20 protein-coding genes are annotated in these 22,420 nt (G+C 67.0%); 6 read left to right on the top strand and 14 right to left on the bottom strand.

The window, feature by feature from the left end; translation table 11 throughout:
* Nucleotides 1–148: 148 nt before the first annotated feature.
* Nucleotides 149–1,465 (top strand): dicarboxylate/amino acid:cation symporter, encoded by a 1,317-nt coding sequence (locus tag AC5JBD_RS15550; RefSeq protein ID WP_495722717.1) that lies wholly within the window; start codon nt 149–151, stop codon nt 1,463–1,465.
* 6 nt (nt 1,466–1,471) lie between these two features.
* Here AC5JBD_RS15550 and AC5JBD_RS15545 read toward each other — a convergent pair whose 3' ends face one another.
* Complete coding sequence (locus AC5JBD_RS15545; protein WP_495722716.1) at nt 1,472–2,095, bottom strand: glutathione S-transferase family protein; 624 nt, start codon at nt 2,093–2,095, stop codon at nt 1,472–1,474.
* A 104-nt stretch (nt 2,096–2,199) separates the two neighbouring features.
* Here AC5JBD_RS15545 and AC5JBD_RS15540 point away from each other — a divergent pair, with 104 nt between their 5' ends.
* Nucleotides 2,200–3,474, top strand: coding sequence for a multidrug effflux MFS transporter (locus AC5JBD_RS15540; protein ID WP_495722715.1), 1,275 nt, complete (start codon nt 2,200–2,202; stop codon nt 3,472–3,474).
* Nucleotides 3,475–3,536: 62 nt separating this feature from the next.
* Here AC5JBD_RS15540 and recA read toward each other — a convergent pair whose 3' ends face one another.
* The 9 genes from recA to dapA all read right to left on the bottom strand — a co-directional run bounded on the left by recA (nt 3,537) and on the right by dapA (nt 13,561).
* The gene (recA, locus tag AC5JBD_RS15535; RefSeq protein WP_495722714.1) at nt 3,537–4,607 is read right to left on the bottom strand and encodes a recombinase RecA; all 1,071 of its coding nucleotides are present in this window, start codon (nt 4,605–4,607) and stop codon (nt 3,537–3,539) included.
* A gap of 122 nt (nt 4,608–4,729) precedes the next feature.
* Complete coding sequence (locus AC5JBD_RS15530) at nt 4,730–5,545, bottom strand: alpha/beta hydrolase (protein ID WP_495722713.1); 816 nt, start codon at nt 5,543–5,545, stop codon at nt 4,730–4,732.
* A 131-nt stretch (nt 5,546–5,676) separates the two neighbouring features.
* Nucleotides 5,677–6,039, bottom strand: a complete 363-nt coding sequence (locus tag AC5JBD_RS15525; protein ID WP_495722712.1) for a response regulator — start codon at nt 6,037–6,039, stop codon at nt 5,677–5,679.
* A gap of 41 nt (nt 6,040–6,080) precedes the next feature.
* Entirely contained in the window at nt 6,081–8,465 is a 2,385-nt protein-coding gene (locus tag AC5JBD_RS15520) for a hybrid sensor histidine kinase/response regulator (RefSeq protein ID WP_495722711.1), read from the bottom strand.
* 161 nt (nt 8,466–8,626) lie between these two features.
* A complete protein-coding gene (locus AC5JBD_RS15515; protein ID WP_495722710.1) occupies nt 8,627–10,717 on the bottom strand; it encodes a M13-type metalloendopeptidase in 2,091 nt (696 codons plus the stop codon).
* A 60-nt stretch (nt 10,718–10,777) separates the two neighbouring features.
* Nucleotides 10,778–11,314 (bottom strand): DUF2062 domain-containing protein, encoded by a 537-nt coding sequence (locus tag AC5JBD_RS15510; protein ID WP_495722764.1) that lies wholly within the window; start codon nt 11,312–11,314, stop codon nt 10,778–10,780.
* A 10-nt stretch (nt 11,315–11,324) separates the two neighbouring features.
* Nucleotides 11,325–11,807, bottom strand: coding sequence for an SsrA-binding protein SmpB (gene smpB / locus AC5JBD_RS15505; protein ID WP_495722709.1), 483 nt, complete (start codon nt 11,805–11,807; stop codon nt 11,325–11,327).
* 73 nt (nt 11,808–11,880) lie between these two features.
* The gene (locus tag AC5JBD_RS15500) at nt 11,881–12,630 is read right to left on the bottom strand and encodes a GNAT family N-acetyltransferase (protein ID WP_495722708.1); all 750 of its coding nucleotides are present in this window, start codon (nt 12,628–12,630) and stop codon (nt 11,881–11,883) included.
* 55 nt (nt 12,631–12,685) lie between these two features.
* Entirely contained in the window at nt 12,686–13,561 is an 876-nt protein-coding gene (gene dapA / locus AC5JBD_RS15495; protein ID WP_495722707.1) for a 4-hydroxy-tetrahydrodipicolinate synthase, read from the bottom strand.
* Nucleotides 13,562–13,662: 101 nt separating this feature from the next.
* Between dapA and AC5JBD_RS15490 the strand changes: the two genes are divergently transcribed.
* Together AC5JBD_RS15490 and greB are read left to right on the top strand one after the other, a co-directional pair.
* Nucleotides 13,663–15,699 carry a lytic transglycosylase domain-containing protein gene (locus AC5JBD_RS15490; RefSeq protein WP_495722763.1) on the top strand — a complete coding sequence of 679 codons (2,037 nt, stop codon included), beginning with the start codon at nt 13,663–13,665 and terminating at the stop codon, nt 15,697–15,699.
* Between the two features lie 9 nt (nt 15,700–15,708).
* Nucleotides 15,709–16,203 carry a transcription elongation factor GreB gene (gene greB, locus AC5JBD_RS15485; RefSeq protein WP_495722706.1) on the top strand — a complete coding sequence of 165 codons (495 nt, stop codon included), beginning with the start codon at nt 15,709–15,711 and terminating at the stop codon, nt 16,201–16,203.
* Here greB and AC5JBD_RS15480 read toward each other — a convergent pair.
* From AC5JBD_RS15480 to aspS, 3 genes are all read right to left on the bottom strand, one after another.
* Nucleotides 16,200–16,589, bottom strand: coding sequence for a hypothetical protein (locus tag AC5JBD_RS15480; RefSeq protein WP_495722705.1), 390 nt, complete (start codon nt 16,587–16,589; stop codon nt 16,200–16,202). The two genes, greB and AC5JBD_RS15480, sit on opposite strands and share 4 nt — an antisense overlap.
* Before the next feature lie 77 nt (nt 16,590–16,666).
* Nucleotides 16,667–17,443 (bottom strand): polyphosphate kinase 2 family protein, encoded by a 777-nt coding sequence (locus tag AC5JBD_RS15475; protein WP_495722704.1) that lies wholly within the window; start codon nt 17,441–17,443, stop codon nt 16,667–16,669.
* A gap of 109 nt (nt 17,444–17,552) precedes the next feature.
* A complete protein-coding gene (gene aspS, locus AC5JBD_RS15470) occupies nt 17,553–19,373 on the bottom strand; it encodes an aspartate--tRNA ligase (RefSeq protein WP_495722703.1) in 1,821 nt (606 codons plus the stop codon).
* A 109-nt stretch (nt 19,374–19,482) separates the two neighbouring features.
* Here aspS and rnd point away from each other — a divergent pair, with 109 nt between their 5' ends.
* Together rnd and AC5JBD_RS15460 are read left to right on the top strand one after the other, a co-directional pair.
* A complete protein-coding gene (rnd, locus tag AC5JBD_RS15465; protein ID WP_495722702.1) occupies nt 19,483–20,658 on the top strand; it encodes a ribonuclease D in 1,176 nt (391 codons plus the stop codon).
* Nucleotides 20,655–20,957, top strand: coding sequence for an I78 family peptidase inhibitor (locus AC5JBD_RS15460; RefSeq protein ID WP_495722701.1), 303 nt, complete (start codon nt 20,655–20,657; stop codon nt 20,955–20,957). Before rnd ends, AC5JBD_RS15460 begins: the two co-directional genes overlap by 4 nt.
* Before the next feature lies 1 nt (nt 20,958).
* On the opposite strand, the gene AC5JBD_RS15455 is transcribed toward AC5JBD_RS15460, so the two are convergent.
* The gene (locus AC5JBD_RS15455) at nt 20,959–22,413 is read right to left on the bottom strand and encodes a Ppx/GppA phosphatase family protein (protein ID WP_495722700.1); all 1,455 of its coding nucleotides are present in this window, start codon (nt 22,411–22,413) and stop codon (nt 20,959–20,961) included.
* Nucleotides 22,414–22,420 lie beyond the last annotated feature (7 nt).

Below are 22,420 nucleotides of genomic sequence, written 5' to 3'. Positions count from 1 at the left end.
GAACTTAGCTGACCCGGCAGCGAAACGATATGGCGGCAGTCCGAGTGGCGGGATCATGCGGAGCGGGTCGCTCCAAGGTGAGATGCGGCGCTTGACCCAGGCCCCGCAATCGCCTTCCTAAGGCGCAAACAGAAACGAGGAGCGCCCGGTGGCCAAACGCCTGACCTATTACATCATCGCCGGGCTTGTGCTCGGCATCCTCGTCGGGTGGATCCTCAACGTCTCGATCAGCGACGGCACGCCGGCGGGCGAGGCGCAGCTCAAGACGATCGCCGGCTATATCTCGATCCTCACCACCATCTTCCTCCACCTCATCAAGATGATCATTGCGCCGCTGGTCTTCTCGACCTTGGTGGTCGGCATCGCGCATATGGGCGACACCTCGGCGCTCGGGCGCGTCGGCGCAAAGGCGGTCGGCTGGTTCGTCTGCGCCAGCGTTGTCTCCCTCAGCCTCGGCCTCATTCTCGTCACGATATTCCAGCCGGGCACCGGCCTTGGCCTGCCGCTCCCTCCGGCCGATGCGTCGGTGGGCGTGGATCGTTCGGCCTTCGATTTCGCCAAGTTCGTCGCCCACATCTTCCCGGAATCGATGATCGGCGCGATGGCCAGCAACGACATCCTCCAGATCGTCGTCTTCTCGCTGTTCGTCGGCGTCGCGATCATGGCTGTGGGAGAGCCCGCGCGGCCGCTTGTCCGGGCGACGGAAGCACTGGTGAAGGTGATGCTGCAGATCACCGACTATGTGATGCGCTTCGCGCCCGTCGCAGTGTTCGCAGCGGTCACCGCCACCATCGCCCAGCGCGGCCTCGGCATCCTCGGCACCTTCGGCTATTTCATGGGCAGCTTCTATATCGGCCTCGTCATCCTCTGGGCGCTGCTGATCGGCATCTGCTTCCTGATCGTCGGCAGGCGGACGGGTCTGCTCGTGCGCTACATACGCGATCCGATCGTGCTCGCCTTCTCGACGGCCTCGTCCGAAGCGGCCTATCCCCGCACCCTGGAAGCGCTCGACCGGTTCGGCGTGCCGCCTCGCATTGCCAGCTTCGTGCTGCCGCTCGGTTATTCGTTCAACCTCGACGGCTCGATGATGTATATGACGTTCGCGAGCATCTTCGTCGCGCAGGCCTACGGGATCGAGCTCAGCCTCGGCACCCAGATCCTGATGCTGCTGACGCTGATGATCACATCGAAGGGCGTTGCCGGCGTACCGCGGGCGAGCCTCGTCGTGATCACCGCGACGCTGGCCCAGTTCAACATCCCGGAAGCAGGCCTGCTGCTGATCCTGGCAGTCGACCACTTCCTCGACATGGGCCGGTCCGCGACCAACGTCGTCGGCAACGCCGTCGCCAGCGTGGTGGTGGCGAAATGGGAGGGCCAGCTCGATCCGCTGGAGCCCGCCGACATCGAGCCGCCGCACGCGCCTTCGAACCGGCCGGCTCCCGCGCCGGGGAACGAGCCCTTCTAGACCGGCTCAGGCATAGGCATAGGCGCCGCCCCGGGCGAGCGCTTCGCCATAAGCGGGGCGGGCATGGATGCGCTCGAGCCAGTCCATCAGGTGCGGCCGGCGCTCGTCGAGACCGCCGCGGGCACGCGACGCCTCGAGCGGGAAGCTCATCATGATGTCGGCGGCGGTGAAGTCGTCGCCCGCGAACCAGGCGCGGCCGCCAAGTTCGCTGTCGAGCCAGTCGAGATGAACGTCGAGCATGCGCTGGACCGGCGCCCGCGCGGGCTTGCCGAGCATGCCGAGGCGCCCGATGATCAGCAGGGCGAGCAGCGGCGGCATCATCGAGCCTTCGGCATAATGGAGGAAGTAACGATAGCGCAGCACGTCGTCACGCTTGGCTGGCGGGCCGAGACGGCCGCCGGCTTTCTCGACCAGATATTCGACGATCGCGCCGGTCTCTGCGACCACGCGTCCTTCGTCCTCGATCACCGGGGCCTTGCCGAGCGGATGAACCTTTCTGAGCTCGGGCGGCGCCAGCATCGTCTTGGTGTCGCGCTCGTAGCGGCGGACCTCGTAGGGGAGCTCGAGCTCCTCGAGCAGCCAAAGGACGCGCTGGGAACGGCTATTCTGGAGATGGTGGACGATGATCATCCCGCGCCCCTAAAGGAGCGGCTCGCGGCTTGGGAAGCGGAACTTGTCGGCTTCCCTTGCGTCCGGCGTTGACCTTCAGCACCTGCCTTTCGAGAAGACCCGCGATGGCCGACCAGAGCCCAGACTTGCAGTCCCGCCAGAGCGGTCCCGGCACGCGGGAGTTCATCGCGCTGGTGGCGGCGCTGATGGCGTCGAACGCACTGGCCATCGACGCGATGCTGCCGGCGCTGCCCGCGATCGGCGAGGCGCTGGGCGTGGCGGAGGAGAACCGGCGGCAGCTCGTCATCACCGCCTATCTGCTCGGGTTCGGCGTGGCGCAGCTCATCTATGGCCCCTTGTCCGACCGCTACGGGCGCAAGGGGCTGCTGATCGGCGGCCTCGCCATCTACGGCATCTTCGGACTGCTGGCGGGGATCGCGTCGAGCTTCACCCTCCTCCTCGCCGCCCGGGCGATTCAGGGTGCCGCGGCGGCGGCGACGCGCGTGCTGGTCGTCTCGATCGTGCGCGACCGCTACCACGGCTCTGCGATGGCGCAGATCATGTCGACGGTGATGATCGTCTTCATGATCGTGCCCGTCCTCGCCCCCTCCTTCGGCCAGGGCGTGCTTGCCATAGCGAGCTGGCGGCACATCTTCATCGCGCTCGGCGTCTATGGCACCGTGCTCGCGCTCTGGACCTGGTTCCGGCTGCCGGAGACGCTGCGGCCCGAGCACAAGCGGCCGCTGTCGCTCGGCAAAATCGGCGAAGCGGCATGGACAACTCTCCGCATCCGCCAGTCGATCGGCAACACGATCGCCCAGACCCTGCTGATGGGCGCGCTGTTCGCGTTCATCGGATCGATCCAGCAGATCGTGTTCGACGTCTTCCGGCGGCCCGAGCTGATTGGCATCGTCTTCGCCTGCATCGCCGGGCCGATGGCGATCAGCTCCTACGCCAATTCCCGGCTGGTGATGCGGCTCGGATCCAAGCGGATCCTGCTGTGGGCGCTGGCCGCCTTCACCGCGGCTTCCGCGGTGCACATGGCGGTCGCCGAATTGCTCGGCGAGACGATCTGGAGCTTCGTCGCCCTGCAGGCGGCGACGATGATCTTCTTCGGCCTGATCGGCGCCAATGCGGGCGCGCTGGCGATGGAGCCGCTGGGGCATATCGCCGGCACCGCTTCCTCGCTCCAAGGCGTGATCACGACCGTCGGCGGCGCCTCGATCGGCTTCGTCATCGGTCAGCAGTTCAACGGAACCACCCTGCCCTTCCTGGTCGGCTTCACCATCTGCGGCGCGGCGGCGCTCGGCACGGCGATCTGGGCGAACCGGCAGCCCTGCCAGGACACGCATGACGAAGTCGAAGCCGAGGTCCAGGAGACTTACAGCCGGCCCGCCTGAGCAAGCGGACCGGCCGAAGTTGGCAAAGTTGAAACGAAACAGGGAAAGTTTCGCCCTCCCCGTCAGATGTCGTCGTCGGCAGACGGCCCCGTCATCAGCGCTTCGGCCACTTCCTCGGTCTTGCCGCGGATCGCCTTTTCGAGACGCGTCGCCAGCTCCGGATTCTCGCGCAGATAGGTTTTGGCGTTCTCGCGGCCCTGCCCGATGCGGATCGAATCGTAGCTGAACCAAGCGCCGGACTTCTCGACGATGCCGGCCTTAACGCCGAGATCGAGCACCTCGCCGATCTTGGAGATGCCCTCGCCATACATGATGTCGAACTCGACCTGCTTGAACGGCGGCGCGACCTTGTTCTTGACGACCTTCACCCGGGTGGTGTTGCCGACGATATCGTCGCGGTCCTTGATCTGGCCGGTGCGGCGGATGTCGAGGCGGACCGAGGCGTAGAATTTGAGCGCATTGCCGCCGGTCGTCGTCTCCGGATTGCCGTACATCACGCCGATCTTCATCCGGAGCTGGTTGATGAAGATGACGATGCACTTGGACTTGGCGATCGAGCCGGTCAGCTTCCTCAGCGACTGGCTCATGAGCCGGGCCTGGAGGCCGACATGGCTGTCGCCCATCTCGCCCTCGATCTCGGCGCGCGGCACCAGGGCGGCGACCGAATCGACGACGAGCACGTCGATCGCGTTCGACCGGACGAGGGTGTCGGTGATCTCCAGCGCCTGCTCGCCGGTGTCGGGCTGGGAGACGATCAGCTCGTCCACGTCGACGCCCAGCTTCCTGGCATAGACGGGGTCGAGCGCATGTTCGGCATCGACGAAGGCGGCGGTGCCGCCGTTGCGCTGCGCCTCGGCGATGACATGGAGCGCAAGCGTCGTCTTGCCGGAGCTTTCCGGCCCATAGACCTCGATCACGCGGCCGCGCGGCAGGCCGCCGATGCCGAGGGCGATGTCGAGCCCCAGCGAGCCGGTCGAGATCGCCTCGATCGCGATCGCCTCGCGCGAACCCAATTTCATCGCGCTCCCCTTGCCGAAGGCGCGGTCGATCTGCGCCAGCGCGGCGTCGAGAGCTTTTTGCTTGTCCATATCCTGGGAATTCCTGTCGGAAACGACTTTCAGAGATGCCACCATGGCCAAGCCCCTCGTTAGATTGGTCGCGCCGATCCTTCAACGCGTGAGTAAGCGTGTATCTGTTCTGTTCCCGTAGAACAAGACAGAAACAGAACAGCAGCGGAAGAAATCGCTTAGGCCGTCTAGCGGCCTTGCGCCGCGATCCGATCAAGTGCCTGGCGCATGGCGGCCTGGAGGGCCGGGTGCTGGTAAATGTCATTATGGCCGGCGCCCGGCACGGTCACGTCGAGGATGATGTTTCGTGCCGATTTCCTGAGCGCCGCGGTGCGTTCGGCCGGGATCAGCGTGTCGCGCTGGCCAGCGATCAGCGCAACGGGAACATCGGTCGCGGCGAGGTCCTCCGCCGGCTCCATCCGGTGGCGGAGCAGCAGGCGCACCGGCAGCCAGCGATAATGACCCGCGGCGAGTGCCGACAGCGAGTCGAAAGGCGTCACCAGGATCAGGCCGGCGAGGTCGCGCTGTCGCGCGAGATGCGCAGCGACGCCGCTGCCGATGCTGAAGCCCACCGCCACGATCGGGCGCGAGGGGAAGCGTTTGGCGACCACATCGTGGACGAACGGCGCGTCGGCGAGCAAGGCGGCGGCGCTCGCGGCCCCGGTGCTCGGCCGGTAGCCGCGATAGTGGAAGGCAACGATGTCCCGCTCCGGATACAGATCGTGCAGGTAAGCGGCGGCGGCTTCGGCATTCCACGCGTTGCCCCCGAAGGCGAGGATGAGCGGCCCCTGCCCGCCTTGTATGCGAGGCGGGAGGTGGACGCCGTGCAGCGTCTCGCCGTCGGGCGTGAGCGCGACGAGAGCCTCGGCACCTTGCGGGAGGCCGCCCGAGCCAACCACCATCCGCGTCGGGAACAGCAATGCAGTCTGGAAGAAGAAGAGACCAACGAGGATCGCGAAATAGCCGAGGGCGATCAGGAGCAGCAGGGTTTTGAGGATGGTCATCTTCCTCCCCAGCTTAGCTGGGGAGCGGGACCATGCGAAGCGTGGTGAGCTTCGGAGTCGGATGGCGCTCCGGCGACCCAAACGTCGCCTCTCCGTCCGTCCCCTTTCCCCCATGCCCGCATGGGGAAGAATCAGCTGTTGCCGTTGAGCGCCTGCTTGAGGACCGGCTCGATCGCATCGATCGTATAGGGTTTGGAGAGGACCGGGGCCGCCGCATGGCGCTCGGGCGGAGGCTCGATATGGCCGCCGGTCGCGAGGACGAAGGGCACGCCCTTCTCGCTCAGGCGATCGGCGACGGGCCAGACGGTCTGGCCGCCTTTGAGGTGCACATCGACGATGGCGACGTCGAATCCGCCCTCGTCGGCGCAAGCCAGCGCCTCGTCCACGGTTTCCGCAGTTCCGACGACCGTGTGACCCAGCGAGTCGAGGAAATCCTCGAGCATCATCGCGATCAAGGGTTCGTCTTCGACGATGAGAATAGAATGCCCGGCCACGGGCGAGGCGATTAAGCCGAAACGATTACAATCTAAAGGGCTTATTTGCCCTGCAGAGCGTCACGCGCGGCTTCGGCCAATTTCTGGACAGAGAAGGGCTTGGCGAGGAATGCGACACGGTCGATGTCGATCGATTTGCGGAGCTGTTCTTCGGCATAGCCGGAGATGAAGAGGATCGGCAGGTCCGGGTGAGTCTTGCGCGCCTCGCGGACGGTCGTGGGACCATCCATGGTCGGCATGACGACGTCCGAGATCATCAGATCGACCTTCTCCGCGCCCGCCAGAATTTCGAGCGCCGCCTCGCCATTCTCGGCCGACAGCACCGTATAGCCGTGGCGGGTGAGCGCGCGCTCGGCGACGGCGCGGACCATCGCCTCGTCCTCGACGAGCAGGATCGTGCCCGAGCCCCAGAGCTCGCCCACGCTCTCTTCCCTCGCCTTGCCCTGCGCGCTGGGCTTGCTCGCCTCGGCACGATGGACGGGGAGATAGATGGTGAAATGGGTCCCCTCGCCTTCCTCGGAATCGGCGAAGATGAAGCCGCCCGATTGCTTGACGATGCCATAGACGGTGGAGAGGCCGAGACCGGTGCCCTTGCCCACTTCCTTGGTCGTGAAGAAGGGCTCGAACACCTTGGCCAGGATGGCGGGCGGCATGCCGGTGCCGGTGTCGGAGACGCGGAGCGCGGTATAATCGCCGACCGGTAGGATGTCGCTGCCCATGCGGCGGGTCTCCTCGGTGCCGACCGCAAAGGTCTGGATGGTCAGGATGCCGCCTTCCTTCGTCTCCATGGCGTCGCGGGCATTCACGGCGAGATTGACGATCACCTGCTCCAATTGACCCGGATCGGCTCGAACGGCGCCGAGATTGCGGCCGTGCTTGACCTGAAGCGTCACCTTCTCGCCGAGCAGGCGCTTCAGCAGCGTCGAAACTTCCGAAATGACGTCCGGGAGCTGCAGAACCTGTGGGCGCAGCGTCTGCTGGCGGGAGAAGGCGAGTAGCTGGCGCGTCAGGCCGGCGGCGCGGTTCGAGTTCGAGCGGATCTGCTGGATGTCGTCATAATCGCTGTCGCCCGGCGTGTGGCGCATCAGCATGAGGTCGCAATAGCCCAGGATGGCGGTGAGGATGTTGTTGAAGTCGTGGGCGACACCGCCGGCGAGCTGGCCAACCGCCTGCATCTTGGTCGCCTGAGCGACCTGGCGCTTCAGGCGGTCGGCCTCGCTATTGTCCTTGAGCGCGAGAATGACGGCCGCGTCGCCGACGCCGCGGGCGCCGGCGATGGTGAGCGCGACCGGTTCGTCCGGATTGGCCTTCAGACGCACGGCCATGTCGCTGGCCGAGGCGGGGCCGCGGGCGAAGCGGCGGACCGAGTCGGAGACCGCCGCCTTGTCCTCGTCGACGACGAGATCGCCGGGGTAGACGGGCCGCGCCTCCTTCGGGAGGTTGGCGGCCTTGCGGAAGGCCTTGTTCAGATAGACGAAGCGGCCATCGACATTGGCGAGGGCGAGGCCGAGCGGCAGGAAATCGAGCAAGGCATTGAGGCTGGCGCTGTCCTCGCGGCCGAGGCGGCCGGAGCCGGTATCGTCGAGCAGCAGGAAGAGGGTCAGCGGATCGGGCTGGTCGGCGACCGGCACCTGGACGATGCGCAGCCCGGTGGCGCCGCGGCCTTCGGCGGCGAAGTGGAAGCCGCCATCCTCGGTCGCGGCGATAAGGTCGACGAGCGGCGTGCCGGCGACGGGAGTGCCGGCCTTGCCGGTGGCGCGGGCGACGAAAGCGGGATTGGCGGCGACGAGATTGCCTTCCGCGTCGGCCAGCGCCGCCATCAGGCCGGCCTCGCCGATCCGGTGACCGGCATCGCCATCGATCAGCCGTCTGGCCTCGCGGACCAGGTCGACATCGTCGGCACGCGCGAATTTCCACAGGATGTGGGAATCGCCAAAGCCGGCGCGGACCAGTTCGGCCCTGAGCGCAAGGCCGCTGAGGCTCAGCTTCTCGAGGTCGACATGGCCGTCGCGGCGGACGGCGGCGGCGGCGGCGCGGAGGCGCTCGCCTTCCTCCTCCGGCACGAGATCGGCCGGGGCGGCGCTGCCGAACCAGTCCGAATAGGCATGGTTGGCGCAGATCAGCCTGCCGTCGGCGTCCGTGATCGCGACGGCCGAGCCGGCGCTGTCGAGGGCCGCTCGGAGCAATGCCACATCCGGGCGAACCGCCTGCTCGACTACGGCCGGGCGACGCAGGCGCGAAGCAAGGATCAGGATCGAGCCGAGGCCGATCAGGCCGGCAAGGAAGGCGCCCGCGAAGAGCCGATCGTCGACCGCCCAGAGCAGGAGCCCCGCCGAGGCGGCTGCTGCGGCAAGGGCGGCGATGACCGCCCAGCCGGCGCCGGATCTTGATTCAGGGGAAGCGGCGGGGAGCGCGGAAGAAGCCATGACGACTTGTGCCGCGCCCTGGGTCCGCCATCAAGCTCCCCTCCCGGATTTCCGGGAGGGGCCGGGGGTGGGCTCTTCTTCGCGAAGGCAGGAGCTCGCGCCGAGAGGCGCTCGCGCCCACCCCTCAATCCCCTCCCGAAATCCGGGAGGGGAGGTTGTTCTTACCAGATGCGGACGCGCTGCTCCGGAGCGAGGTAGAGCGTGTCGTTCGGCTTGACGCCGAACGCCGGATACCAGGCATCGAGGTTGCGGACGACCGCGGTGCGCTGCTCGGACGGCGAGTGCGGATCGGTGATCAGACGGTTGAGCAGGTTGGGCTCGCGATAATTGCGGCGCCACACCTGCGCCCAGCCGAGATAGAAACGCTGGTCGCCGGTCATGCCCTCGAGCACCGGCGCCTCGCGGCCGTTCAGCGAGTGCTTGTAGGCGTCGTAAGCAATGGTGACGCCGGCGAGATCGCCGATATTCTCGCCGAGCGTGAGCTCGCCATTGACGTGCTTGCCGGGCAGCGGCTCGTAGCGGTTATACTGCTGGACGAGCTGCTGGGTGAGCGCCTTGAAGCGCTGCACGTCGCCCGCAGTCCACCATTCGGAGAGGCGGCCGGTCTCGTCATATTTCGAGCCCTGGTCGTCGAAATGGTGGCTGATCTCATGCCCGATCACCGCGCCGATGCCGCCGTAATTGACCGCCGGATCGGCGTTCGGATCGAAGAACGGGGGCTGCAGGATCGCTGCGGGGAAGACGATCTCGTTCCAGTTGAAATTGGCGTAGGCGTTGATCGTCATCGGGTACATGCCCCATTCGCGGCGATCGACGGGCTTGCCGAGCTTGTTCAACTGGCGCTGATGCTCGAACTCGTTGGCACGGATGACATTGCCGAACAGATCGCCGCGCTTCACCTCCAGCGCCGAATAGTCGCGCCATTCTTCGGGGTAGCCGATCTTCGGCGTGAAGGCGGCGAGCTTGGCGCGCGCGCGGGTCTTGGTCTCCGGCGCCATCCAGGTCAGGCCCTGGATGCGGCGGTCCATGGCGGCGAGGACGTTCTTGACGAGGACGTCCATCTCCGCCTTGGCCTCGGGCGGGAAATAGCGCTGGACGTAGGTCTTGCCGATCTCCTCGCCCATCGCGCCGGTGACGAGATTGACGCCGCGCTTCCACTCCTCCTGGTTCTGCGGGGTGCCGCCGAGCGCCGTGCCGTGGAAGGCAAAGTGGGCGTCGACGAACGGCTGGGCGAGATAGGAAGCGAAGGCGTCGAGCGTCTGGAGCTTCAGATAATCCTGCACTGTCGCGAGCGGGGCCGCGGCGATCACCTTGGCGGTGCCGGCGATCGCGCTCGGCTGGCGAACGAGGAAGTTGGGGCGGCCGGCGACGCCGATCTCGTCGAGATAGCGCGTCCAGGCGAAAGCGGGCGCACTCGCGGTGAGCTGGGCCGGCGTCAGCTTGTTGTAGGTCTTCTCCGCGTCGCGGCTCTCGACCGGGGTCCAGTGCGCCTTGGCGATCTGCGTCTCCAGCGCCAGCACGGCGGCGGCGCGGCGGTCGGCATTGGGCCCGCCGGCAAGCTTGAAGAGCTGGACGAGATAGGCGCGATAGGCGTTGCGCTTGGCCATCAGAGCAGGGTCGGTGCTGAGATAATAATCCCGGTTGGGCAGGCCGAGCCCGCCTTGGGTGAGCTGGAAGATCGCGCTGTCCGGGTCCTTGTCGTCCGAATCGACATAGTTGCCGAACGGCGCGTTGACGCCCATCCGCGAGAGGTCGCCCATCAGGGCGGCCAGATCCGCCTTGCTGCGCGTGGTGCCGATGCGGGTCAGGATCGGCACGACCGGCTGGAAGCCGGCGGCGTTCACCGCCTGGCGGTCCATGAAGCTGGCATAGAGGTCGCCAACTTTTGAGCCCCGCTGGCGCGCCGCTTCCTCCACGATCTCGCGGGTGCGCTTCTGCGACAGATCCTCGAGCATCGTGAACATGCCGTAATTGGAGCGGTCGGCCGGGATGGGCGTGGTGCGCGCCCAGGTTCCGTTCGCAAAATTGTAGAAATTGTCACCCGGCTCGACGCTGCGATCGATACCCGCCAGGTCGAAGCCGAAGCTGCCGAGCTGCGGGCGCTCGGCCGGCGCCGAGGCAACCGGACCGACCGCGGCCGTGGCAACGGTGGCAGTCTGCTCGGCCACTTCGGCGCTAGTGGCGCCGCCGCCAGAGGTGGCGCAGGCGGCAAGGGAGGTGGAGGCGGCAAGAAGGATCAGGAGGTTGCGCATTCTGGTCTCCGGGAGAAGGAGCGTGGGAATGGCGCGTCCCTAGCAAACAGCGGCTTGCGTTCAAACGCTCCGATGATGTCTGATGGGACGGCGCTTCCACTTGCGCCCGATCCACCAGCGCCAGCCGAACGAGGCGAGCAGGTAGCCGATCGCGGCGCCGATCGCGGAGATGACCACGAGCCCGAGCGCTGTGGCCGGCGCGGCGTCCGACAGCAGCCATTGCAGCCAACCCATCGCCTCCGACTCGACCTGGCTTTCGACCGGGTCGATCTTCAGCAGCCAGGAGCCGATCCAGTAACCGGCGATCCAGAGCGGCGGCGTGGTCAGCGGGTTGGTGATGAAGGTGGTGAGCGCCGCCACGGGGACATTGGCTCGCGACGGCAGCGCCAGCAGCGCCGCGAAGACCGTCTGCGCGACCGGGATCATCACCCCGACGACGATGCCGAGCGCGACGCCGCGCGGCACCGACCGGCGATGGAAGCGCCACAATTCGGGAAGCAGGATGCGGTGGGCGATCGGCCGCAGCCAGCGGATCCGCTCGAACGTGTCGCGCGTCGGCATGTTGCGCTGTGTCCAGGCGGCGAAGCGCTCCATCAGGCCGCCACTTTCAGCCACGCTCGCGCATCAGCCTTCCCTGCTCCCGCTTCCAATCCTTTTCCTTCTGATATTCGCGCTTGTCGGGGTCCTTGCGGCCACGACCGAGCGCAAGCTCGACCTTGGCGCGGCCGCGGCCGTTGAAATAGATGGACAGCGGCACGAGCGTCATCCCCTTCCGCGCCACCGCGCCGTGCAGCTTGGCGACCTCGCGGGCATGGAGCAGCAGCTTGCGCGGCCGCTTCGGCTCATGGTTGTGGCGGTTGCCGTGGCTGAACTCCGGGATATTGGCATTGATCAGCCAGATTTCCTCGTCCTTCACCTCGGCATAGCTTTCGGCGATCGAGCCCTCGCCGAAGCGCAGCGATTTCACCTCGGTCCCGGTAAGCGCAATGCCGGCTTCGAATTTGTCCTCGATCGCATAATCGAAGCGCGCGCGCCGGTTCTCGGCGACGACCTTCTGCTTGTCGAACGTCTCGGGGCGCGGGCGAACCATAGGGCGGCAGATAGGGTCAAGAACCGAGGAGGGAAAGCGGCGAACTTGGACGAGCGGCCGCGGGCGGGACGGATCAGTGGCCGGGAAACTGCTGGGAGGCACCGGCCACGAACAGGTGCGGCGTCGCAACCACCTCGAAGCCGAGACGCTGGTAGAGCGGGAATCCCTGTTCCGTCGCGCCGAGGGTGAAGCGGCGCACGCCCTCGTCGGAATAGATCCGCATCGCATGCACGAGAATCGCTTCACCGATCCCGCGGCGCTGGTTCGCGGCAGGCGTGGACATCACGTAGACGCCGACGCGATTGCCGTCGCGCAGGAACACGCCGCTGCCGACGGCCGCGCCATCCTCTTCCGCCAACCACAATTCGTTACCGGGACGCTCCAGGAAAGCTGGCGGCAAGGCACCATTGGCGGCCTCTTCGGGGATTCCGAAGGCCTCGCCGGCGAGGCGATTGCCGATCTCCATCTCCTCGGGCTGCGCCCGCCGAATTTGAAATGTCGACCCGCGCTCCTGTTCCTCCACGGAGACCCGCTCCATCAAGGGCAGCTGCCCGACGTGGAGCAAGCCAAGCCCCCTCGCCTCCTCGACAAGCTCAGGTTCCCGCTCATCGATCACGAACAGGCCATCCAGGCCGCCCGAGCGAACCGCGTCCAGACCGCTCAAAAATTCGTCGCGGGTCGAGCCTCGCGCCAGCACCACCATGTTGAGATCGGCCACGCCCGTCTGTCCAGAGAGCGCGAGGCTGCCGTGGGACAGCGGACGACACATCGCCTGTTGCCCATGCTCGAACAGCCGGAAGAGGTCGCCGGCGCATTCGCGCACCGGATCGGATACAGCCGTCACACGCCCTCCTCTTCCGCGCAGACCGCGCGCGTCGTTAGATCAGCCCAGCATGCTCCAGCGCCGCGTCCACCGCCCGGCGGCTCGCCTCCGAGGGCGGCGTGATCGGCAGGCGGAGGTCGGCTGGAAAGCCGGGAAGGACGCGGCTGACCGCATATTTGGCCGGGCCGGGCGACGCGTCGCTGAACAATGCCTTGTGGAGCGGGAAGAGCTTGTCCTGGATTTCGTGTGCCCGGGTCAGGTCGCCGGCGGCGACGGCGTCGTGGAAGTCGGCGAAGAGACGCGGCGCGACGTTGGCAGTGACGGAGATGGTGCCGACCCCGCCCATGGCGAGAAAGCCGAATGCCACGTCATCGTTGCCGGAAAGCTGGACGAACTCCTCGCCGCAGAGGCGGCGATGGGCGCTGACGCGGCCTAGGTCCCCGCTCGCATCCTTGATGCCGACCACGGTCGGCAGCTCCGCGATCCGGCCCAAAGTCTCGGGCAGGATGTCGGTCACGGTGCGACCGGGCACATTGTAGACAATGATCGGCAGCGAGCAGGCTTCGGCCAAAGCGGCGAAGTGCGCGTAGAGACCGTCCTGGTTCGGACGGTTGTAATAGGGGAGCACGATCAGGGCCGCGTCGGCGCCCCGCTCCTCGGCTGCCTTCATGTTGATTATGGCGGTGCGGGTGCAATTGGAGCCGCAGCCGGCGATTACCGGGACCCGCCCCGCCGCCTGCTCCACGCAGACCTCGATCACGCCATAATGCTCCTCGGCGCCGAGCGTGGCGGATTCACCGGTCGTTCCGCACGGGACCAGAGCGCTGCTGCCTTCGGCGATCTGCCAGTCGATGAAGGCGCGATAGCTCGGCTCGTCGAACAGGTCGTCGCGAAATGGGGTCACCAGAGCCGGGATCGACCCGCGAAACATGGTTATCTCCTTCACCTTTTGGGCAAATCCCGACATAGGGAGTTGAGGGCGCGCCTGTTCGTTCAGCGCCTGATAAGGAGGGGGCCTGTATGATGTCCAGCATGCATAGAAACGCGCTGACTTTGGCCCTTCTCGCAGGCTCCGCGGTGGCGATCGGCGCGACGCTGGCGCCGCAGGCGGTGCGGCCGCTGAAGCCGCTCGCGATGCAGACCCGCACCGCGCAGGTCGCACAGCCGGCAATCGTGCCCTCCTACCAGCCCGCGCCGGTGGCGCCCTCCGCTCAGGTGAGCGCCGCGCTCGCGCGCTGGAACAGCCTCAGGCAGAGCGACGGCCACCCCTTCTCCTCTTACGCCTCCTTCCTCACAAGCTATCGGGGCTGGCCGGGCGAGACGTCGTTGCGCAAGACCGCCGAGCGCGCGATCGACCCGAACAGCACAAGGCCCGGCGAGGTCACTTCCTATTTCCGCGTCCATCCCGCGCTGACTCCGGTCGGCCATGCCCGCCACGCCTTTGCCTTGCTCGCCGAGGGCAGTGTCGAGCCGGCCCGCGCCGCGGCGCGTCAGGCCTGGCAGGGCGGCGTCCTGCCGCGCCAGGATGAGGACCGGCTGCTGAGCCTGTTCGGCGCGGCCTTCACCCCGCAGGATCACGACCTGCGCATGGAGACCCTGCTCGCCAATCGCGACAATCAGAGCGCGGCTCGCACGCTGCCGCTGACGTCGCCGGGCAAGCGCGCGATCTACGATGCGCGTCTAGCGCTGCTGACGGGCGCCCCCGACGCATCGGGCAAGCTGGCTCTGGTCGGATCGGCCGCCAGCACCGACGCCGGTTTGCTGATGGATCGGGCGCGCTGGCTGCGCGATGCCAATCAGGGCAGCGCGGCGCGGGCGCTGCTCGCCCAGCGGCCCACCCTCGCGACCCGCCCGCACGATGCCGAGGCCTGGTTCGAGGCCCTGCTGGTACTCGCCCGCGGCGCCGAAGCGGACCGCAATTACGCCCAGGCCTATCAGATCGCGAGCAAGGTCGACGACGCCTACGCACCCGGCACCCGCATCATCGACCGCTCCACCGGCGAGCGCGACGATTATACGAGTCTCACCTGGCTCGCCGGCAATATCGCGCTGCACCGGCTGAACCGCCCGGCCGACGCCGCCGAGATGTTCGCCAAATATGCCAATGGCGGCCGTTCGGCGCAGGTGACCACCAAGGGTTACTATTGGGCGGGGCGTGCCGCGCAAGCCGCCGGCCGGAGCGCCGACGCCACTCGCCATTTCGAGGAGGCAGCCGCCTTTCCCGAGCTTTTCTACGGCCAGCTCGCGCTGGAGCGGCTCGGCCGTCCGGTGCCGGCTCCGGCAGCGGCGCTGGTGCAGCCGTCGGCGGCCGACCGCGCCGCTTATGATCGCCGCGATCTCGTCCAGGCCGCGCGGCTGCTGGGTCAGATGGGCGCCTGGCAGGACCAGTCGCTGTTCGTCCGCACGCTCGCTGAAAATGCGAACAACCCGATCGAGCGGGCGCTTGCCTCCGACCTCGCCTTGCGGATCAGCCGCCCCGATCTCGGTGTCTGGGTGGCGCGGAACGCGCGCAACGACGGCTCTCCTTTCTATACGCGGGCGGGCTGGCCCGAGGCGAGGATCCCGGCGGCGCAGAGCAATTACTGGTCGCTCGCCAACGGCATCATCCGGCAGGAAAGCTCGTTCGACAGGGCCGCTGCCAGCCATGCCGGCGCGCTGGGCATGATGCAGCTGATGCGGCCGACCGCGCAGGAGCAGGCGGGCAAGATGGGGCTCGGCTATGACGGCAGCCGCCTGACCCGCGATGCCGACTATAATATCCAGCTCGGCAGCGCCTATTTCGCGCGGCTGATGGATCAGTGGGGCGGCAGCGCGCCGCTGGCAGTGGCAAGCTACAATGCCGGGGCCGGCAATGTCCGCAAGTGGGTCCGCGAGAATGGCGATCCGCGCATGCCGGGCGTCGACGTCATCCGCTGGATCGAGGAAATCCCCTTCTCCGAGACCCGTGGCTACGTGCAGCGCGTGCTCGAGAATGCGGTCGTCTACGACACGATGAACCCGATGCGCTCCCGCACTCCGGAGCAAACCCGGCTTTCCTACTATCTCGGCAAGAGCGGCCGACCGGGCTAGCTTCGCCTGATGGCGGAGAAGACCAACCATATCACGCCCGCCGGCTACCGGCGGCTGCGCGAGGAATATGAGGCGCTGTTCGGCGTCGAGCGGCCGCGCATCGTCGAGACGATCAGCTGGGCTGCCGGCAATGGCGATCGCTCGGAGAATGGCGACTATATCTATGGGCGCAAGCGGCTGCGCGAGATCGACCGGCGGATTAACTGGCTGTCGAAGCGCATGGCGGCCGCAAACGTCCTCGATCCCGCCCTCCAGAAGGACCGCTCTCGCATCTATTTCGGCGCGCAGGTGACGCTGGCGGACGAGGACGACAATGAACGGGTGATCACCCTGGTCGGCGAGGACGAAGCGGACGCCGGCTCAGGCGCGGTCAGCTGGAAGTCACCCATCGCCCTGGCAGTCCGGGGCGCTGCGGTCGGCGACTTGCGCCGCGTCCGCCTGCCCTCGGGCGAAAAGGAATATGAGGTGATCGCGATCGACTATCCGGATGCCCGCGCCGCCTAGAACCGCTGACCGCCCGCCTGGACGAGCGCGAGGCGGATCTCCTCATCGGTGAGCCGCATGTCGCGGTTGTGATCGGCGTAGCGGCGGAACCAGGCATTGGCCCTGTGGGCGGTTTCGGCGCTGATGCGACCGCGGCGCCCCTCGTCGAAGCCCCTGCTGACGACGGCGCGGCCCTCCCGCGTCTGGACCAACCATGGATCGAGCAATGGCGCGCCGCCGCCCGTGAAGTGGTCGGGAGCGCGGCTCCAGCCCAGATAGTGACGGTCGTCATAGCGGTAATCGCCATAGCGATGGCCGTGATAGCCTCGCCCATAATCGTCGTAGTAGGCGCAGGCGGACACCCCGAGCGCCGCCGTGAACAAAGCCGCTATTATGGCCCGACGCATCGCCGCCACTCCCGCATCGTCAGGATCGTTTCGGCTTCAACACGGGAGCGGAGGCAAAGGTTGCCGGTTAACGGGCGTTAACCATCTTTCCTGAAGATGGCGGCGGCGAGCGCCTGCACCTCCTGCGAGGCCGCGGGCGGAGTCATCGGCACGGCGCGCTCGAGCGCGTCAGCGACCGCCGTCAGCGCGGCAATCCGCGCGGCCTTCTTATTGTTGCCGTCGATGATCGTCCAGGGCGCCCAGCGGGTGTTGGTGTGGGCGAACATGTCCCTGGTCGCGGCCAGATAATCGTCGCGGCGGGCGCGGTTGCGGAAATCCTCCTCGGTAACCTTCCAGCGCTTCCAAGGGTGGTCGAGGCGGGACTTCAGGCGCTCGTCCTGCGTCTCCTGGGTGACGTGGAAGAACAGCTTTACGATCGCCGTGCCGTCGTCCGCCTGCTGGTGCTCGAAGGCGTTGATCTCATCATAGGCGCTCCGCCACTTGGCTACGCTCGTATAGCCTTCGACCCGCTCGACGAGGACGCGGCCGTACCAGCTGCGGTCGAAGATCGCGATCTCGCCGGCAGCGGGCAGCTTGTTCCAAAAGCGCCAGAGGAAATGGCGGCCCTTCTCCTCCTCGGTCGGCGCCTTGATCGGCCAGACCGAGAAAGCGCGCGGGTCCCAGCCGGCGGTGATGCGCTGGATCGCCCCGCCCTTGCCGCCCGCGTCCCAGCCCTCGCACACGATCACGCTGCGCCTTTTGTGAACGATGTGGGCGACGAGGATGGTGGACAGGCGCTCCTGCAGGGCAGCGAGGTCGTCCTCGTAATCGCCCTTATATTTGGCGCCGGATTCGTAATCTCGAAGGTCGATCACACGCACCGCCTGCCCTGAGCCTGTCGAAGGGCTGTCCTTCTCTTTCGAGTGTGAAGAAAAGGCAGGGCTTCGACAAGCTCAGGCCGAGCGGAGAAAGGGACAGGAACGCTTACTCTGGGGCGACGACCTTGGCCGGGTCCTTCTTCGCAGCGGCGCCGGCGGGTTCGACGATGCGGATGTTGAGCTCGCGGAGCTGCTTCATCGACACGCCCGAGGGCGCGCCCATCATCAGATCCTCGGCGCGCTGGTTCATCGGGAAAAGCACGACCTCGCGGATGTTGGGCTCGCCGGCGAGGAGCATGACGATGCGGTCGATGCCGGGCGCGGAGCCGCCGTGGGGCGGGGCGCCGAACTTGAAGGCGTTGATCATGCCCGAGAAGTTGGTGTCGACATCCTCGCGGCTGTAGCCGGCGATCTCGAACGCCTTGTACATGATGTCGGGCCGGTGGTTCCGGATTGCGCCGGAGGATAGCTCCACGCCGTTGCAGACGATGTCGTACTGGTAAGCGAGGATGTCGAGCGGGTCCTTGCTCTCCAGCGCCTCGAGCTCGCCCTGGGGCATCGAGAAGGGATTGTGGGAGAAGTCGACCTTCTTCGCCTCCTCGTCATATTCGTACATCGGGAAGTCGACGACCCAGCAGAAGTCGAAGCGGTTCTCGTCGATGAGGCCCAATTGCTCGGCGACGCGTGTGCGGGCGAGGCCGGCGAGCTTGGCCGCCTGCCCTTCCTTGCCGGCGGCGAAGAAGATGCCGTCGTCCGGGCCGAGGCCGAGCTCGGCGATCAGTTTGCGGGTCGCTTCCTCTCCATGATTTTTGGCGATCGGGCCGCCGAGCTCGCCGCCTTTTTGGGTGATGTAGCCGAGGCCCGCATGGCCTTCGCTGCGAGCCCAGTCGTTCATGTCGTCGAAAAATTTGCGGCTCTTCTCGGCCGTGCCGGGCGCCGGGATCGCGCGGACGACGCTGCCGCTCTCGACCATGCGGGCGAAGAGGCCGAAGCCGGAGCCCTGGAAGTGGCCCGAGACGTCGGAGATCAGGATCGGGTTGCGGAGGTCCGGCTTGTCGGAGCCGTATTTCAGCATCGCTTCCTTGAAGGGGATGCGCGGGAAGGAACCGGCGGGTGTGACGCTGCGGCCGTTGGCAAACTCTTCAAAGACGCCGGCGAGGACAGGCTCGATCGCCTGGAACACGTCTTCCTGCGTGACGAAGCTCATCTCGAAGTCGAGCTGGTAGAATTCGCCGGGCGAGCGGTCCGCGCGGGCATCCTCGTCGCGGAAGCAGGGGGCGATCTGGAAATAGCGGTCGAAGCCCGCGACCATGATCAGCTGCTTGAACATCTGCGGCGCCTGCGGGAGCGCGTAGAATTTGCCGGGATGGACGCGGCTCGGCACGAGATAGTCGCGGGCGCCCTCGGGGCTGGAGGCGGTCAGGATCGGCGTCTGGAATTCGGTGAAGCCCTGATCGATCATGCGCCGGCGGATCGAACTGATCACCTGGCTGCGTAGGACGATGTTGGCGTGGATGCGCTCGCGGCGGAGGTCGAGATAGCGGTAACGGAGGCGGATATCCTCGGGATAATCGGCCTCGCCGGCGACAGGCAGCGGCAGCTCCTGCGCGGCGGACTGGACGGTCACCTCGTCCGCGGACACTTCGATCGCGCCCGTGGCAAGGTTCGGATTGGTCGCCTCGGGGCCGCGCGAGACGACCTCGCCCACCACCGTCACCACCGACTCCGCGCGAAGCCCGTCGAGCACCCGCAGCGCCTCGGAATTGGCCTTCGCGACGATCTGCGTCAGCCCGTAATGGTCGCGCAGGTCGACGAACAGCACGCCGCCATGGTCGCGCTTCCTGTGCACCCAGCCGGAGAGCTTCACCTGCTGGCCGACATGCTCGGCGCGCAGATCTGCGCAGGTATGGGTGCGATAGGCGTGCATCGGGAGGACCGCTTTCGTTTCTAGCTATTTGTGGAAATTCGCGGCTGCGCTTCGCCTTCGCAGCGCGTCTTTGTCAAGCGCCGAACCCGAAGCTATGGGATGCCGCGCAATGCATATCCATCCCCTGATCACCGACAGCGACTCGCTGCTCAAGCTGTGCGAGCGCCTCGCCAAGTCCGACTTCGTCACCGTCGACACCGAGTTCATGCGCGAGAACACCTATTGGCCCGACCTCTGCCTGGTGCAGATCGCCAATACGGAAGAAGCCGCCGCCATCGACCCGAAGGCAGAAGGGCTGGACCTCACGCCCCTGCTCAACCTGCTCGTCAACAATGAGGACGTGCTGAAGGTCTTCCACGCTGGCGGGCAGGATCTGGAGATCGTCTTCAACCTGACCGGCGGCACGCCGCATCCCCTGTTCGACACCCAGATCGCGGCGATGGCGCTCGGCCTCGGCGAGCAGGTGGGCTATTCCAACCTGGTCGAGAACATGCTCGGCAAGAGCCTCGACAAGGGCGCGCGTTTCACGGACTGGGCGCGGCGGCCGCTCGACAAGCGCCAGATCGATTATGCGATCGGCGACGTCACCTATCTGGCGACGCTCTTCCCGAAGATGCTGCAGCGGCTGCGCAAGACCGGCCGCGGCGCCTGGCTGGACCAGGAGATGGAGCGGCTCGCCGATCCGTCCAATTACGCCAACGACCCGGCGCAGGCCTGGAAGCGGGTACGCGTCGCCAGCCGCAAGCCCGAGGTGCTGGGGCGCCTGAAGGCGCTTGCTGCCTGGCGCGAGATCGAAGCCCGGCAGAAGAATCTGCCGCGCGGCCGGATCATGAAGGACGAGACGCTGGCCGACATCGCCGCCCATCCGCCGACCGACCAGGAAGGACTGGCACGGGTTCGCGGGCTTTCGGCAGGATGGAAGAACAATGATATCGGGGCGCGGCTGATGGATGCCTTGGCCTCCGCCCATCCCCTGCCCGCTTCCGAGATGCCGCCGCGGGAGGACCGGCAGCCGGGGCTCGGCAAGGAGGGCGCGCTGGTCGCCGACCTCCTCAAGCTTCTGCTGAAGATCCGGGCGCGGGAGAGCAACGTCGCCGCTCGCCTGGTGGCGCGGTCGGAGGAGCTGGAGCAGCTCGCGGCCGGGCGGCGCGAGGGATTGGCTATCCTCCAGGGCTGGCGCTTCGAGGAGTTCGGGCGCGACGCGCTCGATCTGGTCGAGGGGCGGCTCGCCTTCGCGATCAAGAACGGCAAGCTGGCGATGACCCGGACGGAGGCGGAAGCATGAGGGCGGTTGCGGGAGCGCTGCTGGCGATGACGAGCGCGTGCATGACGCCGGCAACCGGCAAGGAGCCCTTGCCGGTTCAAGGCGAGGCAACCGGCCAGCTCTGCGATGCCAGCAGCGCGCAGGAACTGGTTGGGCAGGCGGCGACGAGCGAATTGGGCGCGCGGGCGCTGCAGCTCACCGGTGCGCGCACGATCCGCTGGATCCGCCCCGGCCAGGCAGTGACGATGGATTATCGCGCGGACCGGCTGAACATCTCGATCGACGATCGCAACCGCGTGGAGCGGGTGACCTGCGGCTGAGCTAGACGGCCACCGCATTCGCTTCGGCATTCATCGCCTCCGCGAGAGTTTCGAGGCGGCGTTCGACCGCTTCGCCGAACAAGGCCTCGTCGCCTTTCTTGAGCTCGAGGCGGAGTAGGCCGTCTTTCCTTACCAGGCGGCTGCTTTCCAGGCTGGCGGCGACGCCGCCGCTGAGGCGCTGACCAAGGCGCATGGCGAGGCCCCAGAGGGAGGCGCGGTGGAGCTGATCGGGCCGGCAGAGCTTCGCCACCGGGTTTTGGGAGAAGGCGCGGCCGCCGCCGAAATTGCAGAACAGGGCCTGGGCGATCATCACCCGACCCGGCCCGTCAACGCCCACCCAATTGCCGTGCAACGCCATGTCGACGCCGCGCTCGGCGCGGAAGTCCGGATGCGCAGCCCAGGCGATGTCACCAAGGAAGCAGGCTGCAAGCCGCAGCCGGGCATATTCACCGTCATCGTCGAAGATCGGTGCGATCCAGCGGTCTAGCAGCGCGCCATGCTCGGCAAAGCGGCCGAGGCCCCGGCCCGCCTCACGTGCTGCCTCGATCAGGGGATCGCGTTGCCGCTTCTTCGGATCGAGGTCGTCGTAGAGCAGCCCCTCGCGAATGCCGAAGCTCGAGACGACGAGCTCGCTCGGCTTCAGCTCCTCGACCACCGCCTTCAGCAGCAGCGCCGCATTCGGCAGCGTCGGCAGGCGCGCGTCCGGAAGCGCAGGCAGTGACTTCAGGTCAGGCTTGAGCGCTGCGATCGTCTTGTGCAGCTCGGCCGCGCGACCCGGCGCCATGCGATATTGGTGCGTGATCGGCAGCGGGTGGTTGGAGAGCAGCATGTCGAGGCGGCCGAGCGACCGCCAGGAGCCGCCGACCAGATAGAATGGCCGCTTCCGCGCGCGCTTCCGGATATCGACGCGGTCGAGCGCCTTGGCGAGCTTTCGGGCAAGCCCCTCCTCGCCCTTCGCAACGGCGCCGTTCCGCAGGACCCCGAAGGGAAGCGACACGCGTTCCGCCACCTTGCCGCCGGCAATGTCGACCAGCTCCAGGCTGCCGCCGCCAAGGTCGCCGACGATGCCGTCCGCATTGGGAATGCCGGACAGCACGCCGAATCCGGCCATGACCGCTTCCTCTTCGCCCGAGAGGAGCTCCGCCTCGAAGCCGATCTTCCGAACCCGTTGCATGAATTCCGCGCCATTCTCGGCGTCGCGCACGGCAGCGGTGGCGACGACGCGCGTGCGCCTCACGCCCATTTGTCGGGTGAGGATACGGAAGCGGCGCAAGGCGGCGAGCGCCCGCTCCTGCGGCTCGTCGCCGAGCCGTCCGCTCGCGGCGACATTCTTGCCGAGGCCCGCCATCACCTTCTCGTTGAAGATCGGCGACGGGATTCGCGCCGGGCCGGCGTAGACGACGAGACGGACTGAGTTCGACCCGATGTCGATGATCGCGACCGGAGCTTCGAGCATGCGGGCG

It is taken from the genome of Allosphingosinicella sp., from assembly GCF_059502505.1.
This window is presented reverse-complemented; position numbering and strand designations above follow the sequence as displayed.

Excerpts from the sequence above, each read along its gene's own strand:
- AC5JBD_RS15480 (WP_495722705.1), bottom strand. The coding sequence starts at position 16,589 with ATGCGTCGGGCCATAATAGCGGCTTTGTTCACGGCGGCGCTCGGGGTG.
- AC5JBD_RS15490 (WP_495722763.1), top strand. The coding sequence starts at position 13,663 with ATGCATAGAAACGCGCTGACTTTGGCCCTTCTCGCAGGCTCCGCGGTG.
- AC5JBD_RS15460 (WP_495722701.1), top strand. The coding sequence starts at position 20,655 with ATGAGGGCGGTTGCGGGAGCGCTGCTGGCGATGACGAGCGCGTGCATG.
- AC5JBD_RS15530 (WP_495722713.1), bottom strand. The coding sequence starts at position 5,545 with ATGACCATCCTCAAAACCCTGCTGCTCCTGATCGCCCTCGGCTATTTC.
- dapA (WP_495722707.1), bottom strand. The coding sequence starts at position 13,561 with ATGTTTCGCGGGTCGATCCCGGCTCTGGTGACCCCATTTCGCGACGAC.
- greB (WP_495722706.1), top strand. The coding sequence starts at position 15,709 with ATGGCGGAGAAGACCAACCATATCACGCCCGCCGGCTACCGGCGGCTG.
- AC5JBD_RS15520 (WP_495722711.1), bottom strand. The coding sequence starts at position 8,465 with ATGGCTTCTTCCGCGCTCCCCGCCGCTTCCCCTGAATCAAGATCCGGC.
- AC5JBD_RS15545 (WP_495722716.1), bottom strand. The coding sequence starts at position 2,095 with ATGATCATCGTCCACCATCTCCAGAATAGCCGTTCCCAGCGCGTCCTT.
- rnd (WP_495722702.1), top strand. The coding sequence starts at position 19,483 with ATGCATATCCATCCCCTGATCACCGACAGCGACTCGCTGCTCAAGCTG.
- recA (WP_495722714.1), bottom strand. The coding sequence starts at position 4,607 with ATGGTGGCATCTCTGAAAGTCGTTTCCGACAGGAATTCCCAGGATATG.
- AC5JBD_RS15540 (WP_495722715.1), top strand. The coding sequence starts at position 2,200 with ATGGCCGACCAGAGCCCAGACTTGCAGTCCCGCCAGAGCGGTCCCGGC.
- aspS (WP_495722703.1), bottom strand. The coding sequence starts at position 19,373 with ATGCACGCCTATCGCACCCATACCTGCGCAGATCTGCGCGCCGAGCAT.
- AC5JBD_RS15515 (WP_495722710.1), bottom strand. The coding sequence starts at position 10,717 with ATGCGCAACCTCCTGATCCTTCTTGCCGCCTCCACCTCCCTTGCCGCC.
- smpB (WP_495722709.1), bottom strand. The coding sequence starts at position 11,807 with ATGGTTCGCCCGCGCCCCGAGACGTTCGACAAGCAGAAGGTCGTCGCC.
- AC5JBD_RS15455 (WP_495722700.1), bottom strand. The coding sequence starts at position 22,413 with ATGCTCGAAGCTCCGGTCGCGATCATCGACATCGGGTCGAACTCAGTC.